Raw genomic sequence first — 14,736 nt, 5'->3', positions numbered from 1 at the left:
CGATTAATTGACTTTGACCAGCGGCTCGCCGCTCATTTCTACGGGCTGTGACAGGCCCATCAGCGCCAGCATGGTCGGCGCCACGTCCGCCAGGCTGCCGCCGTCACGCATGGTCACGTCGCGTTCGCCCACGTACACAAATGGTACCGGCAGGGTGGAGTGCTGAGTGCTGACCTGGCCGGAGCCTGCGTCAAACATCTCTTCCACATTGCCGTGGTCGGCGGTGATCAGCACCTCGCCACCGGCCGCCAGCGCCGCCTTGATCACGCGGTCCACGCAACCGTCCAGCGCTTCCACCGCCTGTACCGCAGCGTCAAATACACCGGTGTGGCCCACCATGTCGCCATTGGCGTAGTTGCACACGATGGCGTCGAACTTGCCGCTCTCAATGGCGGACACCAGGTTGTCGGTGACTTCCGGCGCGCTCATTTCCGGCTGCAGGTCGTAGGTGGCGACATCCGGGGATTTAATCAGGATACGCTCCTCGCCATTGTAGGGCTCTTCGCGGCCGCCGCTAAAGAAGAAGGTCACATGTGCGTACTTTTCTGTCTCGGCAATGCGCAACTGGGTCTTGTTCTGGCTCTGCAGGTACTCCCCGAGGGTGTTGACCAGGTTTTCCGGCGGGAAGGCGCAGGCGGCGTCAATGGAGCTGGCATATTCGGTGGTCATCACAAAGTCGGCCAGCTGCGGCGTGGCGGCGCGCGCGAAGCCGTCAAAGTCCGCTTCGGTAAAGGCGCGGGTCAGCTGGCGCGCGCGGTCCGGGCGGAAGTTCATAAAGATCAGCGCGTCGCCATCGCTCAGTGGCGCGGGTTCACCGATCAGGGTCGGCGCAACAAATTCGTCGTTTTCGTCGCGCGCATAAGCCGCTTCCAAACCGGCCAGCGCGGACTCGGCCTGGTATTCCGCCTTGCCCTGGGTGATCAGGTCGTACACCGGCTGCACGCGCTCCCAGCGGTTGTCGCGGTCCATGGCGAAGTAGCGCCCGGCTATGCTGGCGATGCGCGCGGTGCCCAGTGCGTCACACACCTGGGTCAGGCGTGCCAGCGGGGTTTCGGCGCTGCGCGGCGGCGTGTCGCGGCCGTCGGTAAATGCATGGATGTACACCGCCTTGGCGCCGCGCTGGGCGGCCAGGGTGGCCATGGCGACAATGTGGTCGTCGTGGCTGTGCACGCCGCCTTCGGAGGCCAGGCCCATAATGTGGACCGCACCCTTGCTGGCGATGGCTTTGTCGACCGCAGCGGTGTAGGCGGGGTTCTTGAAGAAGTCGCCGTCCTGGATCGCCTTGTTGATACGGGTGAAGTTCTGGTACACCACGCGGCCGGCGCCGAGGGTCATGTGGCCCACTTCCGAGTTGCCCATCTGTCCTTCCGGCAAGCCCACTGCCATGCCGGAGGTGTGGATCAGGGTTTTGGGGCGGCTCGCCCAGATGTCGTCCCACACCGGGCTCTTGGCCGCGGCAATGGCGTTGTGTTCGCTGTGCTCGCTGTGGCCGAAACCGTCCAGAATCAGCAGTACCAGGGGGCGTTTGGGCGATGTCTCGGAGGCCATGGGGTCGGGATTCCTGTATTGGGTCGTGTGTGGGACAAACGAAATATCTGACTGGCAGACCGTACGGCGTCGGTGCCGGAAAGCGGTCGTTCAGCGGATGCACGCTACGGGCCAGGCCGCGCGGTGCACGACAGCAGGTGGCGGATTTTACCCTGTTGTAGGGCTCAGGTCAGTAATCGGTCAGTACCAGGCGGTCATTTTCTTGCCGGCGTCGCGATGCCGGGCTCTGATTGAGTTGGCTGAATAAGAAACGGCCGTCATCGTGTATACTGCGCCACCTCGAGACTGAGTGTCTGAGAGGGAATAAGAGTGCCGTGCGGTAATTGTGCTGAAGCAGTTCTATTCTCGACGGCGTTAAACTGGTGGACTGCCTGGTCTGTGGTCGCACCGTATCAAAACAACGAATTGTGAAAATTTGGGGGCGAAGTGGACTTTTTCGTCTTTATCAGTGAGCAGTGGCTGCTGGTGAGTCTGTTGGTGGCGCTGATTTATGCGCTGGCCATCACCGAACGTATCAAGGCGGGTAAGCCCGCATCGGCCCACGAGGCCACCCAGCTGATCAACAGCGACGGGGCCAAGGTGATCGATGTACGCGATCGCTCCGACTTCACTGCCGGGCACATTGTGGACGCCATCCACATTCCCCACAGCGAAATCGAGAAGCGCATGGGCGAGCTGGCACCCTATAAAGAGAAGACCCTGATTCTGGCGGACAAGATCGGCCAGCACGCAGGCCCGGTTGGCCGTCAACTGAAAAAGGCGGGCTACACCGTGCGTCGCCTCGAGGGCGGTATGTCCGAGTGGGCAAATCAAAAGCTGCCGCTGGTGAAAGGCTGATTCAGCAGCCATTGGATTAAGTGAGCCCAAGAGGTTACCTGGGAGGTTTTCCGGTCGTGAAAGACGTTGTTATCTACACCACCCGTTATTGCCCCTTCTGCATCCGCGCCAAGTATCTCCTGGACAACAAGAATGTCCCTTACAAGGAGATCTCCGTGGATGGCGACCGCGCAGCCCGCGCGAAAATGACCGCCAAGGCCGGGCGCCACACGGTGCCGCAGATCTGGATCGGTGACCACCATGTGGGCGGCTGTGATGAGCTGATGGCCATCGAGCGCAGCGGCCAGCTGGATACCCTGCTGGGCTAACGCGCGCGGCGCGACAAAGAAATTTAAACCGGTGCCTTGAAAGGAGTTTTCGAGGCCCCCATAAGTAAGACTCATACAGGGAGTCTTCTTTCAGGGAAGGCATTTAACCAACATAATTGAGTGAACAGGCTACTGACATGGCTGAAGAACAAAACAACGCTGCGGTAAACGGCGAAGAACAACAACAAGTACAATTCGCGATGCAGCGTATCTACCTGAAAGACCTGTCCTTCGAAACCCCGATGGGTGCAGAGATTTTCAAGAAGCAGTGGCAGCCCCAGGTGAACCAGGAGCTGAACACCAAAACCGCTAAAATCGACGAAGATCTGTATGAAGTGGCGCTGACCCTGACCATTACCGTCAAGGTTGAAGACGAAACCGCTTTCCTGGTGGAAGTGCAGCAGGCCGGCCTGTTCGGCATCAAGGGCCTGGAAGGCCAGCAGCTGGCGCAGGCGCTGAACACCGCGTGCCCGACCATCCTGTTCCCGTACGCGCGCGAAGTGATCGATAACGTAGTAACCAAGGGCTCCTTCCCTGCCCTGATGCTGCCGCCGATCAACTTTGACGCCCTGTTCGCGGCTGCTCTGCAGCAGGCGCAACAGCAGGCTGCCGAGCAAGGCGGTGAGAAAGCCGACGCCTAAGCGGCGACGGTTCAGAGAAAGGCTCCTTCGGGAGCCTTTTTTGTCTCTGCAAGGAAGTCATGGTTATGCAGTGGGATTACCCCAACCCCTATATTCACCGCGTGCAGGTGGCACCGGAGCACGTGGACGGCCTGCACCACGCCAATAACGCAGAGTACCTGCGCTGGTGTGAACAGGCCGGCTGGTCGCACAGTGTCGAGCTGGGCCTGGATGTCACTAATTATCAAGCCCTCGACCGGGGAATGGCCATTCGTCACGCGGAGTACGACTATATACTGGCGTCTAGACAGGGCGATGAATTGCTGGTCGGCACCTGGCTGACCAAGGTCGATGGCCGCCTGAATATGACGCGCAAGTTCCAGATTTACCGCGCCAGTGACCTGGCGCTGATTCTGCGTGGGGTGTGGCAGCTGGTGTGCATCGAACTCTCCAGCGGCAAGCCCAAGCGTATGCCGCAAACCTTCAAAGACATCTATTGCCCGGCGGTGGTGGCGGAGACCTCACACGACTAAGCCGATAGCGAAAAATCCAAACGATACCCAGGGAGCGCCTGTATGAGCGAAGACATCACTCTCACCAAGAATACGGGCGCCCTCAAGGGCAAAACGATCTTTATCACCGGTGCCAGCCGTGGCATCGGCCGCGCTATCGCGCTGAAGTGCGCTGCCGACGGCGCCAATATTGCCATTGCCGCCAAGTCCGCCGAACCCCACCCGAAGCTCCCCGGCACCATTTTCTCCGTGGCCGAGGAGGTGGAGGCCGCCGGTGGCAAGGCCCTGCCGATGCAGGTGGATGTGCGCGACGAAGAGCAGGTGGCCGAAGCCCTGAAGAAAACCGCAGACACCTTTGGCGGTATTGATGGGGTGATCAACAACGCCGGCGCCATCAACCTTACCAGCGTGGAGGCCACTCCGCCCAAGCGCTACGACCTGATGATGGATATCAACGCCCGCGGCGTGTACCTGACGGCCCATCTGGCCATGCCCTACCTGAAGCAGTCGGCCAGCGGCCATATCCTGAGCCTGTCGCCGCCGATCAATCTCGAGCCCCGCTGGCTTGGCCCCTTTGCGCCCTACGCCCTGTCGAAATACGGCATGACCATTCTCAGCATGGGGCTGGCGGAAGAGCTGAGTGAATCCAATATCAGCGTCGCCACCCTGTGGCCGCAGACCATTGTCGCCACCGCGGCGATCGAGTTTGCCGTGGGCAGCCGCGAAATGTTCCACCAGAGCCGCAAGCCCGGGGTGATGGCGGATGCAGCCTACGAGATATTGCGCACCAGCGACAAGTCCCTGAGCGGAGCCCAGTGGATCGATGAGGCCCTGCTGCGTACCCGGGGGGTAGACGATTTCAGCCAGTATGCGCACAATCCCGCCAAGGCCGGTGAGTTGATGGTGGATCTGTTTCTCGATCCCTGACCGCTGCCGGCCAAAGTAGTTGTTATGTGGGGGTAGTTGTGGATAAAAGTGACCTGGACGATTTTCGCGGCGCTATGGGTGCGCTCGGTGACGTAAAGCCGCTTTCCCCCGGGCAGTGCCACCGCGCGTTGAAGAAAGACACCCGCGACCCGCTCAACCAGCGTGCTCGCCGCGAGGCGGCGACCGCGCAGACCTATCAAGAGTTGAACCCGCTGGGCGGTGAGTTTGTGGAGCCGGTAGAGCCGTTCGACCCAATCGAATTCAAGCGCGACGGGGTACAGAACGGGGTCTACCGCAATCTGCGCCTGGGTAAGTACACCGTGGATGCACGTCTCGACCTGCACAACCACTCCGTGGAGATGGCGCGCAGTGCGCTGTATCAGTTTGTGCGGGATTGCCTGGAAGCGGATGTGCGCTGTGCGTTGATTACCCATGGCAAGGGTGAGGGGCGCAAGACCCAGGCGGTACTGAAAAGCTGCGTGAATGCCTGGTTGCCGCAGTTACCGGAAGTGCTTGCGTTCCACAGTGCGCAGAAGCAGCACGGAGGCCTCGGAGCTACCTACATTTTGCTGCGCAAGAGTGAGCGCAAACGCCAACAAAACCTCGAGCAGCACCAGCGTCGGTCAAAGCCGTAATCTGTTTGTCACCTGCGTTCGTTACATTAGCGCCACAACGAAACGATTTGTGCAATCTATTGCTCAATGGCTTGTCCAGTTGTTTCATCGCTCAACTGACGTGTTTTCGTTGTTCTTCTCTCTTTGCATCGTACCAATCGTTTGATTGGTTCAATTTGCTTCCGAGTTTGGAAGTACCTCCAGTTGGAGGGTTGGGGCTGGGCGCGGTATTTACACGCTTGCCCCTTTATTGAATGGTACTAGGCGGCCCAGGTGGCCGCCTTTTTTACGCATCACCATAAATCTACTGCGCGTATGCCTGACGGCGCCCGGCGCTGCTCACAATGCTCATGTACTTAAGTACACTCCGCTTGCTGCGCTGCGGCGGTCACCACCAGCCATTCGCTCGCTACGATTTATGGCGATGCTCGATTATTCTGAGATTTTTCGGATAGGGGTGGGGAGTTCGCCGGTCTGTTTGAACTCGATGCGGGTGCCGTCGTCGCCTTGCAGGGTCAGCATATCGCCCTCGACACTGGCGCGGTTGATACGCGGTAGTGCTTTCAGAAAATCTTTTTCCAGATCGCTGCTGTCTCGCCGCCCCACCATGCGCGAAATCTTCGGTGACTTGCGCCATTGAATGTGGCCATCATCGTCCAGGGAAAACTTGCCGAGGTAGGGGTTGGAGCCGGCACTGCCGCGCACAAAGCCGAGTTTGTCGCAGGTCAGGTAGGGGCGGTCGCGCACCATTTTTTGCCACAGCAGGCGGGACTTCTGTTCTTCCCCATCCACACTGATGCCGTGCAGTATCCACTGGTAATCGCAGATTTCTCCGGGGTGGCTGGGGAGGTTAACCAGGGAGTTTGAGGGGGTGGAACTGCAGCCGCTGGCGAGTGCGGCCATCAGGCACCAGCCACTGGAAGCGACGAACGCGCGCAGGGCCTGAGAAGAGCTTTGTTTAGCGAGTCGTTGGGAACCTGTGCCCGAGTGCGAGCGGTGCAAGAAATCCATCAAGTCTGTCCGTAGCCGTTTGCACCATTTAAACGTAAACCGGTGATGTCTTCTGTGACCCAGGTGCGTTTCTGTGACCCGAGCGTACTCCTATGATGCAAACGCGTTTCTGGGGCTCGCGCGGGTAATCCGTGCGCGGGCCTCAGTAGTCGGCTTTGACGTATTCGATATACACATCACCGGAGGGGTCGCGCAGGATCAGGCGCCCGCCGCTGCTTTTTACAAACGCCTGGCGGGTGCGAGACAGTGCGCCGAGGTACTGGGACTCCTGGTCCATCAGCTGCGGGGGGCCGGCCATTTTGGTGGAGGCAAAGCTGCCGGTATCCCACAAAATCTGGCCATTGTCGGTCACGTGCATTGAACCACGGTAGGTATTGATACCGCTCTTGCCCATGGCCTCGCCGCCACTGTTACACAGGAAAGTAAATTCAGACGGCTGGTCGATGGCAATAGCCTGGCCGTTGATGCGCAGCAGGCTCAACTCCCATTTGCCACCGCACACGTCACCGACGGTGCCTGGCTTCTGGGTGGGCCCCGAGCTGCTCTCACTCATGCTCATACAGCCGGCAATGGTGACAGCGACGGCGAGCAGCCACACTGGCAGCAGTTTGTTCATTGTCTGGGTTCCTTTCTCTGGTCACAGGCCGGTGGTCGGCCACGCTGCGTCCGTGCAGTTAGTTCAAGCTTAGTCAGGCCACCGCACCAGCGAGTGGAATGGCGCGACAGCTTGTGGCGGAGAGGTTCACAAAAGCCCGCTGTATCTCGTGACAGCAGGCATGGAGTGAACGGGCACGGAGTGTCCAGGTATGGGATGGCAAGGCATGGGATGACCAGGCCCGCGGTGAACGGGCTTGTGCTGGTTTGGGGCTAAGACTGCCGCACGCAGCGTACCACCACTTTCGAATCCAGCTCCTGTTCGAAGCAGCGGAAGCGAGTACCGTTGACGTTGAGTGAACGGGGCGCCTCGCGAACACTGCGGCGGGGGCGTCGCTCAGATGAGCGCACGGTAAAGTGCGAAGACTCCAGATGTGGTGGGACTGCGCTACTGAAAGCGCGGTTGGCTTGACTTTCCCTGGGCTCGGTCGTGGTACAACCGGCAACAACTCCTGTCGCAATGGCCACCGTCAGCAGAATACTTCTGAATTTCTGCACGCGGATACCTCAATGGCTTGATTCGGGCAGCGGCTTCACTGCCACTACCTTTCTTCAGATTAGAAGAGCTTTCCGCCAAAGTGTGAAATTGCGCGCCAAATTAATTATTCGTGCGCCGGAGTGGCAGTGGTACTGGAGCGACAAGGGTGCTGGGGCAGAAACAAAAAAGGGGCCCAGTGGGCCCCAAGGGAAAGTGCAATGAAGGTGCACGAAACGTGCTTTGCAAATTCGCGATGATGTCAGAGACAAACTTAGAAGTTGTAGTTACCTGTGAGGGCGATAGTGCGTGGCGCGCCGTAGAAGCCAGTCTGGAACGGGCCGCCAAAGTCGTAGCCTGCGATACGGTACTCGGTATCGGTCAGGTTTTTGCCCTGCAGACCCAGGTTCCAGTTGCCGTCGGCGCTGTAGTAAGTCGCGGTCAGGTCAACCAGGGTGTAGCCCTTCTGGTCGAGGATGCTCGGAGTTTCAAAAATTTGAGTGTCTGAGCGGTAAGACGCGGAAGGTACAACAACCATTTCGCCACCGGCCACTGGCAGAGACCAGTTCAGCTGAACCATCGCGGTGGTGTCCGGGGTGTTCTGCATGTCGCGGGTGTCAGAGATGTCCATGCCGCCGGAGATGAACTCGACGAACTCGGCATCGACCCAGCCCAGGTTGGCATTTGCACTCAGGGTATCGGTCAGCGCCAGAGAGGCTTCCAGTTCGATACCTTGAATACGGGACTTACCGGCGTTCAGAACGTCACCAGCGGTGGTGCCGTCATCCAGCAGGCGCTGGGTGGTCAGCTGCATGTCGGTGTAATCTGCGCGGAACAGGGCACCGTTGAGTCGCATGCGGTTGTCGAGGAGATCCAGCTTCCAGCCAAACTCTACGGTATCGACGGTCTCAGGAGCGTAACCTTCGGTAGTTTGCGGGTTGGCAGTTGCTACACCACGCATATCGAAACCGCCGGACTTGAAGCCGGTGCTGTAGCTCGCATACACCATTGCATCTTCGCTAACTTGATAGTCGAGACCTACACGCGGGGTGAACTCGCCCCAGGAATCGCTATTGGTGTAGTCGGTGCGCACGGCTAAAACAACGGGGTCAGCAGAGTCTGCATAGTACTTGTCATGGGACAGTTCGCTGCCCAGACCGGCTACAACCGCGTTGTACACGTCAGCTTCTTTTTCGTCGCGGGTATAACGGCCGCCCAGGTTCAGGTTCCACTGATCGGCGAACTGCCAGTTGTAGTGCGCGTACGCAGACAGGCTCTTGGTGTCTACTTCACCGTTTACCGCAACAGTGATCGGATCCAGTACTGCGTCGTAGCCGCCCGCTGCGGTGCCGTCGTAGTAGTAGAGACCACTCACCAGGTCAGCGCTATCGCCCTGCCAGATCAGCTGGAATTCCTGGGAGAATTGTTCGTCGTCGTAAACTGCCGGTACGTCAAAGCTCGCGGAGTTCACACTGTCGAAATCGATAACGGTTTCGGTTTCGCCCTTACGATTTGCGGTAACAGACTTGATGGTGATGCTGTCTGTTGCTTCCCATTCTGCAGTCAGGGACATACCGCTGGTTTCTACGCGGTTGTCAGAAGGCAGGTTGGATTCGGTATCGTAGATGCTACCCAGTACGGCTTCGCCGTTAATACCTTGGTTGAAACGATGCCCGTGCTTGGAAGCAGATTCGTCGATCGTCTTGTCGGCTGCGAAGCGGAAGAACAGGTCATCGGTCGCTGTGTATTCGAGGCTTACGCGACCAGCAAGAATATCTTTGTTGTACTGATCCTGGCCGGTGCGGACGTTCTCACCAAAACCGTCGCGGTTGAAGCTCGCCACGGCAGCACCGATGTTCAGCTTGTCGGTCATCGCGGTGGATGCCTTGAACTTCAGGTCGCGCTGGTTGTAGCTGCCCAGGGAGGAGCCGATGGACACTTCGGTGTCGCCGGACATTTTCTTGGTGACATATTTAACCGCGCCACCAATGGTGTTTTTACCGTACAGGGTACCCTGCGGGCCGCGCAGAACTTCGATGCGCTCAACATCGAATACATCCATTACTGCGCCCTGCGGACGCGCGATGTACACGTCGTCAATGTAGATGCCGACACCCGGCTCATAACCCCACAGCGGATCCTGCTGACCAATACCGCGAATAAAGGCGGTCAGGGTGGAGTTGGTACCGCGGCTCACCTGCAGGGTGGTGTTAGGGGACATTTTCTGGATTTCGGTCATGTCGGTAATGCCGTTATCCATCAGCTGAGCTTCGCTGATCGCTGATACCGCAACCGGTACTTCCTGCAGTGACTGTTCGCGCTTCTGCGCTGTTACGGTCACTTCTTCCAGCTGAGGTTCCGCATATGCGAAGGATGCGCCACAGGCGAGCATAACGCCCATGGCAAGAGGATTGAATTTACTTGGATTGCGCATGGCTCTCTCCGATCACCGGTTTATGGTTTTTATCTAAGTTACGGACTTGCACTGTATCGGGTGGCGCGGTCTCTGCCAGCTAGACCAAGGTATGACGCGGGTCACATCTTCAGGAGCAGGACAAAAAACACACGATCGGTTACCCTCTGTATCATTATCACAATAATGAATGAGGCGCCAAGTGTTCAGCCTTACCCTGTTGGCCGTCGTCGGCCTGTCCTATCTGCTGCTGCTGTTTGCCATCGCCTTCTGGGGCGACCGCTTGTCCATTGCCCGGATTCGCCCGGTCAAACCCCTGCTGCTGGCCCTGGCCGGTACTTATACCAGTGCCTGGATGTTCTTCGGCGTACCCGCGCAGGCGGTGACCGAAGGCTGGCTGCTGCCGCCGACCTTCGTTGGCGCCAGTCTGATGCTGATCTTTGGCGCACCGCTGCTGATGCGCTTTGTGCGCCTGTCCAAGCGGCAGGGTTCCACATCCATCGCCGACTTTATCAGTGCCCAGTACGGCGGCTCCCAGTGGCTGGCGGCCGTCATCGCACTGCTTGCCGTGGTGGCCATTGTCCCCTACCTGTCGCTGCAGTTAAGGGCCGTTGCGGACAGCTTTCTGTTATTGGCAGACGGCGCTGACCAGCAGCAGGGTGTCAGTGCATCGGTGGTGACCGCGGTGGTTGGGGTGACGCTGGGGCTGTTTGCGCTGCTGTTCGGCACCCGACATATCGACAGCAGTGTGCACCGCAACGGCATGCTGCTGGCGGTGGCGTTCGAAGCGCTGGTCAAAATCGGCGCGCTGGTAGCAGTGGCCTGTTTCGTGGTGGGGGCCGCGTTTGACGGCTCGGCGGAGCTCGCGCGTGCCGCGCTGTCCAGTGAGCGAGTAGCGGCGCTGGCGGAGTCGCGCCCGGCGGATACCGGCTTTTTCGCGGTGGTGGTACTGGGGATGGCGGCAATCTTCTGCCTGCCGCGGCAGTTCCATATTCTGATGATCGAGAGTGACGGCGAGCGGGACATCAAGACCGTGCGCCGTTTGATTCCCCTGTATCTGGCGCTGGTGTCGGCGGCTGTATTGGTGGTCGGTTACGGCGGCCTGCTGTGGCTGCCGGAGAGCTATGCCAACGCAGAGCGCTATGTGCTGGGCATTCCGCTGGAGAGCGGTATGCCCTGGCTGGCACTGCTGGCCTTTATCGGTGGGCTTTCCGCCGGCTCCAGCATGGTGATTATCGCCACCATCGCCCTGTCCACCATGATCGCCAACACCATGGTGGTGCCCTGGTGGCTGAAGCGCCTGCAGCAGCGCCCGGCCGGGGTCGCGCTGGGTAGCGACCTGCGCCGGGTGCGCCGGGTGATTATTGGCCTGCTGATGTTCGCCGCGTTTGGGGTGAGCGAGCTGATCGGCTCCGGGGTTAGCCTAGGCACCTTTGGCCTGCTGTCCCTGGCGCTGGTGGCGCAACTGGCGCCATCCATGGTTGCCGCGGTGACCTGGCCCGGGCACTGGCCGCAGTTGCGCGCCGCTGGTGTGATTACCGGTTTGCTGGTGGGTTCGGCGGTGTGGGCGATGTCAGCGCTGCCCGCGGCACTGGGGCAGGCCGATCTGATCGCCGGTGCACTGGGGCTTGAGTGGAACGCGCTGACCAGCAGCTGCGTGTTTGGGTTGGGCCTGAACGCGGTCGCTCTGGTGGCCGTGTCGCTGTTACAGGAGCACCTGCAGCCCGGTGGCGGTGCGGTGCAGGCAGCGCCTGTGGATAAGTCGCAGTTGCGCCAGTTGCTGGCGCGGTTCGTTGGCGAGGCGGCCGCAGAGCGGGCACTGGCGCCACTGGCGGAGGGGCCCGAGACCGAATCCGGTAGCAAGGTGGCCAGAGAGGCCGCGGGCAGATACCGCGAGGCGGTGGAAAAGATTCTTGCGGGTATTGTCGGCAGCACCAGTGCGCAGCGCCTGGTGCGCCAGCTGAGTGAGCCGGACGTGACCGCACAGGAGCTGCAGCAGGCGTCGGAGATCTATCAGTTTGGCCGTGGCCTGTTGCAGAGCAGCATCGATAATATCGACCAGGGAATATCGGTGGTGGATGCCAATCTCAACCTGGTGGCCTGGAATCGCCGTTATCTGGAACTGTTCAAGTACCCCACCGAGATGATCTATGTAGGGCGCCCGGTGGCGGAGCTGGTGCGCTACAACGCGAGCCGCGGCGAGTGTGGCCCCGGCGATGTGGAAGAGCATGTGCGCAAGCGCGTGGAGCATTTGCGCAACGGCACCGCCTATCGGGTGCAGCGTAACCGCACCGACGGCACGGTGCTCGAGATCCGCGGCAACCCCTTGCCCGGCGGCGGCTTTGTTACCACTTATACGGATGTGTCGGATTACCAGCGCGCGCTGGGTGAGCTGACCGAGATCCGCAATTCCCTCGAGCAGAAGGTAGCGCACCGCACCGTGGAACTGGAAACGGTCAACGACGAGTTGCAGGAGCTGAACCGCGAGCTGCAGGCAGCGAGTGCCGGTAAAACCCGCTTCCTGGCCGCCGCCAGTCACGACCTGGTGCAGCCACTGAACGCCAGCCGCCTGTTTATCGATGCGCTGGCCGCGCACTCGCTGGAGGAAGACAGTCGACAGTTGCTGACCCGTGCCGACCGCGCCCTCGCCTCCGCCGAACAGTTGATCACCGATATGCTGCAGATTGCGCGCATGGACGCGGGGGATATTCGCCCGAACTTCGCGCCGGTATCCCTCGACAGTATTCTCGACGACGCGGTGGCCCAAGCGCGAGTCGCCGCCGGCAGCCGCGGTATTCGCCTGCGTTACCGACGCAGCCACCTGTGGGTGCACAGCGACGAGAAGATGCTGCGCCGGGTGGTGCAGAACCTACTGGACAACGCGGTGAAATACACCGCGCGCGGTGGCGTGCTGGTAGCGGCGCGCAAGCGCGGTGCCGACATCTCCCTGGAGGTGTGGGATACCGGTGAAGGTATCGCCCCCGAGCAGCAGCAGGCCATCTTCCGCGAGTTCTGCCGCCTTACCTCACAGGATTCCGACAACGTGGCGCGCCAGCACGGTTACGGGCTTGGCCTCGCCACGGTGGAGCGCCTGTGCCGCCTGCTGAACAGCCCTATCAGCCTGTCTTCGGTCCTCGGCCGTGGCAGTGTGTTCCGCGTGCGTATGCCGCGCGCCACGGCCCGCGTGGCTTCCCGTCCGAGCGTGACCCCGATCACCGGGCGCGGCGCCAAGCTGAACCTGCAGGTGTTGTGTGTGGACAACGAGCCCTCGATCCTCGAGGCGATGGCGGCACTGCTGAGCGGCTGGGGGTGCACGGTGCACTGCGCGCGCAATCGCGTCGAGGCGCTCGCCGCGACCGAGCCAGATCTGCTGCTGATGGATTTCCACCTGGACGATGGCGACAATGGCATCGACCTGGCCGGTGAGCTGCTGTCTCGCTGGGGTGGCGGCATTCCCTGCGTGATCATTTCCGCAGAGAATACCAATACGGTGAAGACCCGTGCGCAAAACGCGGGCTGGCAGTTCCTGCAGAAACCGCTGCGCCCGGCGGCACTGCGCGCCTTGCTGCAGCAGCGGCAAAAGTCGCGCAGCGCCGAGTCTGCGACCAAGGTCGTATAGGCAAAGCCCTGCGATCCGACGCAGTCTGACCTGTGACTTAATCGAGAATAAAAAGTGGTATCCCGCGATGAAAAAATACGTGTTGGAAATACTGATGTTCAGCGCCTACGCGCTGTTCGCCGCAAGCTGGGTGTCGGGGGCCATTCTTACCCCGGCGATCCAGTCGTCCTTTGGTGAGGAAGGGTTCGCGAATGCAACCTGGGGCAGCAATGTCATCACTATTGCCAAGATTATCGGCAATCTCGCTGCCGCCGCCCTGCTGATGCGTCTCGGCGCCAAGCGCGCGTTTTTGATTGCGATTGTCCTGATCGCGGCCGGCGGCTTCGGCGCCCTTGCCGGCAGTTACGGTGCCTGGCTGATGTCCCGTCTGGCCCTGGGTCTCGGCGGCGCACTGGCGATTGTGTATTTTGCCCCGGTGGTACTGCACTACTTCTCCGCCGAAGAGCGTCCGCTGATCAACGGTATCAACGCGGCTGCGTTTAATGCCGGTAACTTGCTGGCCCTGTTGACCACTACTGCACTACTGAGCTGGCTCGGCAGCTGGCAGTCTGTTGTGGTGCTGTACGGGGTTATGGTGCTGGCGCTGGGTGTTCTGTGGTGGCTGAGCGCGGAGAACTTCCCGCTCTCGGGTGGCGGCGACAAGCCGCAGGAAGAATACGGCTTCAAGCAGGGCGCGCGCGAAGGCTTCAACTGGTGGTTGCCGCTGGCCTACTGTGGAGTGCTGTTCTGCTACATCGCGGTATTCGCGCTGTTCCCGCTGATCGACGGTTTTGCGGTTGCCAGTAATCACCTGTCCGCAGTAATGATTGCCGCGGGCATGGTGGGTACGGTGGCCGGGATTATCGTCACCAAACGCTATCCGCTGCGTCTGCCGGTACTCCGCTTCGGCGGCCTTGCGCTGGTGGTCTTTGCCGCACTGATGGTCACCAGTCGCGATCCGTTAATTGCCTACACCGCAGCGGCGCTGGCTGGCTTCTGCATGTTCCTGCCGATGACCGCTTTGGTTACCTTGCCGCAGGAGCTACCCGGCATGACCCCGGCAAAAATTACCGTCACTTTCGCCATGTTCTGGTCCGTGTCCTACGGCGTTGAAACTGTGCTCATGTACGGCGCTGGCGTGCTCGCGGACGTTACCGGTGAGCCGGCAACCGCGGCCTATTTTGCCGTAGCCTGCTCTGCATCCCTGTTTGTCTTCTCC

General features: G+C 60.3%; 13 protein-coding genes. 8 read left to right on the top strand and 5 right to left on the bottom strand.

The features are described from left to right. Positions 1-3: 3 nt before the first annotated feature. Entirely contained in the window at positions 4-1,548 is a 1,545-nt protein-coding gene (gene gpmI, locus AS89_RS0112980) for a 2,3-bisphosphoglycerate-independent phosphoglycerate mutase (RefSeq protein WP_010133115.1), read from the bottom strand. A 426-nt stretch (positions 1,549-1,974) separates the two neighbouring features. Here gpmI and AS89_RS0112975 point away from each other — a divergent pair, with 426 nt between their 5' ends. The 6 genes from AS89_RS0112975 (at position 1,975) to smrA (ending at position 5,387) form a co-directional block, all read left to right on the top strand. Further along, positions 1,975-2,385: a rhodanese-like domain-containing protein gene (locus AS89_RS0112975; RefSeq protein ID WP_010133114.1), complete on the top strand. Its 411-nt coding sequence runs from the start codon at positions 1,975-1,977 to the stop codon at positions 2,383-2,385. 56 nt (positions 2,386-2,441) lie between these two features. Continuing rightward, the gene (grxC, locus tag AS89_RS0112970; protein ID WP_010133112.1) at positions 2,442-2,693 is read left to right on the top strand and encodes a glutaredoxin 3; all 252 of its coding nucleotides are present in this window, start codon (positions 2,442-2,444) and stop codon (positions 2,691-2,693) included. A 137-nt stretch (positions 2,694-2,830) separates the two neighbouring features. Then, complete coding sequence (gene secB, locus AS89_RS0112965; protein ID WP_010133111.1) at positions 2,831-3,334, top strand: protein-export chaperone SecB; 504 nt, start codon at positions 2,831-2,833, stop codon at positions 3,332-3,334. Between the two features lie 65 nt (positions 3,335-3,399). Beyond that, positions 3,400-3,846 carry an acyl-CoA thioesterase gene (locus AS89_RS0112960; protein ID WP_029250018.1) on the top strand — a complete coding sequence of 149 codons (447 nt, stop codon included), beginning with the start codon at positions 3,400-3,402 and terminating at the stop codon, positions 3,844-3,846. 42 nt (positions 3,847-3,888) lie between these two features. Beyond that, the gene (locus tag AS89_RS0112955) at positions 3,889-4,752 is read left to right on the top strand and encodes an SDR family oxidoreductase (RefSeq protein WP_010133109.1); all 864 of its coding nucleotides are present in this window, start codon (positions 3,889-3,891) and stop codon (positions 4,750-4,752) included. A 38-nt stretch (positions 4,753-4,790) separates the two neighbouring features. Continuing rightward, a complete protein-coding gene (gene smrA / locus AS89_RS0112950) occupies positions 4,791-5,387 on the top strand; it encodes a DNA endonuclease SmrA (protein WP_237709689.1) in 597 nt (198 codons plus the stop codon). A gap of 411 nt (positions 5,388-5,798) precedes the next feature. On the opposite strand, the gene AS89_RS0112945 is transcribed toward smrA, so the two are convergent. The 4 genes from AS89_RS0112945 to AS89_RS0112930 form a co-directional block, all read right to left on the bottom strand. Continuing rightward, on the bottom strand, positions 5,799-6,377 hold the full coding sequence (locus tag AS89_RS0112945) for an META domain-containing protein (protein WP_029250016.1): 579 nt from the start codon (positions 6,375-6,377) through the stop codon (positions 5,799-5,801). Positions 6,378-6,519: 142 nt separating this feature from the next. Further along, a complete protein-coding gene (locus AS89_RS0112940) occupies positions 6,520-6,993 on the bottom strand; it encodes an META domain-containing protein (protein ID WP_010133106.1) in 474 nt (157 codons plus the stop codon). 251 nt (positions 6,994-7,244) lie between these two features. Further along, positions 7,245-7,529, bottom strand: a complete 285-nt coding sequence (locus AS89_RS18695; RefSeq protein WP_138976405.1) for a hypothetical protein — start codon at positions 7,527-7,529, stop codon at positions 7,245-7,247. Positions 7,530-7,780: 251 nt separating this feature from the next. Then, on the bottom strand, positions 7,781-9,940 hold the full coding sequence (locus tag AS89_RS0112930) for a TonB-dependent receptor (protein WP_029250014.1): 2,160 nt from the start codon (positions 9,938-9,940) through the stop codon (positions 7,781-7,783). A gap of 181 nt (positions 9,941-10,121) precedes the next feature. On the opposite strand from AS89_RS0112930, the gene AS89_RS17540 reads away from it, so the two are divergent. Both AS89_RS17540 and AS89_RS0112920 read left to right on the top strand, forming a co-directional pair. Next, the gene (locus tag AS89_RS17540) at positions 10,122-13,538 is read left to right on the top strand and encodes a hybrid sensor histidine kinase/response regulator (protein WP_010133104.1); all 3,417 of its coding nucleotides are present in this window, start codon (positions 10,122-10,124) and stop codon (positions 13,536-13,538) included. A 94-nt stretch (positions 13,539-13,632) separates the two neighbouring features. Next, the coding region (locus AS89_RS0112920; protein ID WP_202798403.1) for an MFS transporter at positions 13,633-14,736 on the top strand (1,104 nt) is incomplete at its 3' end.

The organism is Microbulbifer agarilyticus S89, assembly GCF_000220505.1.
Lineage (GTDB): Bacteria > Pseudomonadota > Gammaproteobacteria > Pseudomonadales > Cellvibrionaceae > Microbulbifer > Microbulbifer agarilyticus_B.
Note: the sequence above shows the minus strand (reverse complement) of the source record. Positions and strands in the feature narration are given on the sequence as shown.

Bases quoted from the DNA above. Each gene is read 5' to 3' on its own strand.
- secB (WP_010133111.1), top strand. From the start codon at position 2,831: ATGGCTGAAGAACAAAACAACGCTGCGGTAAACGGCGAAGAACAACAA.
- AS89_RS0112945 (WP_029250016.1), bottom strand. From the start codon at position 6,377: ATGGATTTCTTGCACCGCTCGCACTCGGGCACAGGTTCCCAACGACTC.
- AS89_RS0112930 (WP_029250014.1), bottom strand. From the start codon at position 9,940: ATGCGCAATCCAAGTAAATTCAATCCTCTTGCCATGGGCGTTATGCTC.
- AS89_RS0112940 (WP_010133106.1), bottom strand. From the start codon at position 6,993: ATGAACAAACTGCTGCCAGTGTGGCTGCTCGCCGTCGCTGTCACCATT.
- gpmI (WP_010133115.1), bottom strand. From the start codon at position 1,548: ATGGCCTCCGAGACATCGCCCAAACGCCCCCTGGTACTGCTGATTCTG.
- AS89_RS0112955 (WP_010133109.1), top strand. From the start codon at position 3,889: ATGAGCGAAGACATCACTCTCACCAAGAATACGGGCGCCCTCAAGGGC.
- AS89_RS0112960 (WP_029250018.1), top strand. From the start codon at position 3,400: ATGCAGTGGGATTACCCCAACCCCTATATTCACCGCGTGCAGGTGGCA.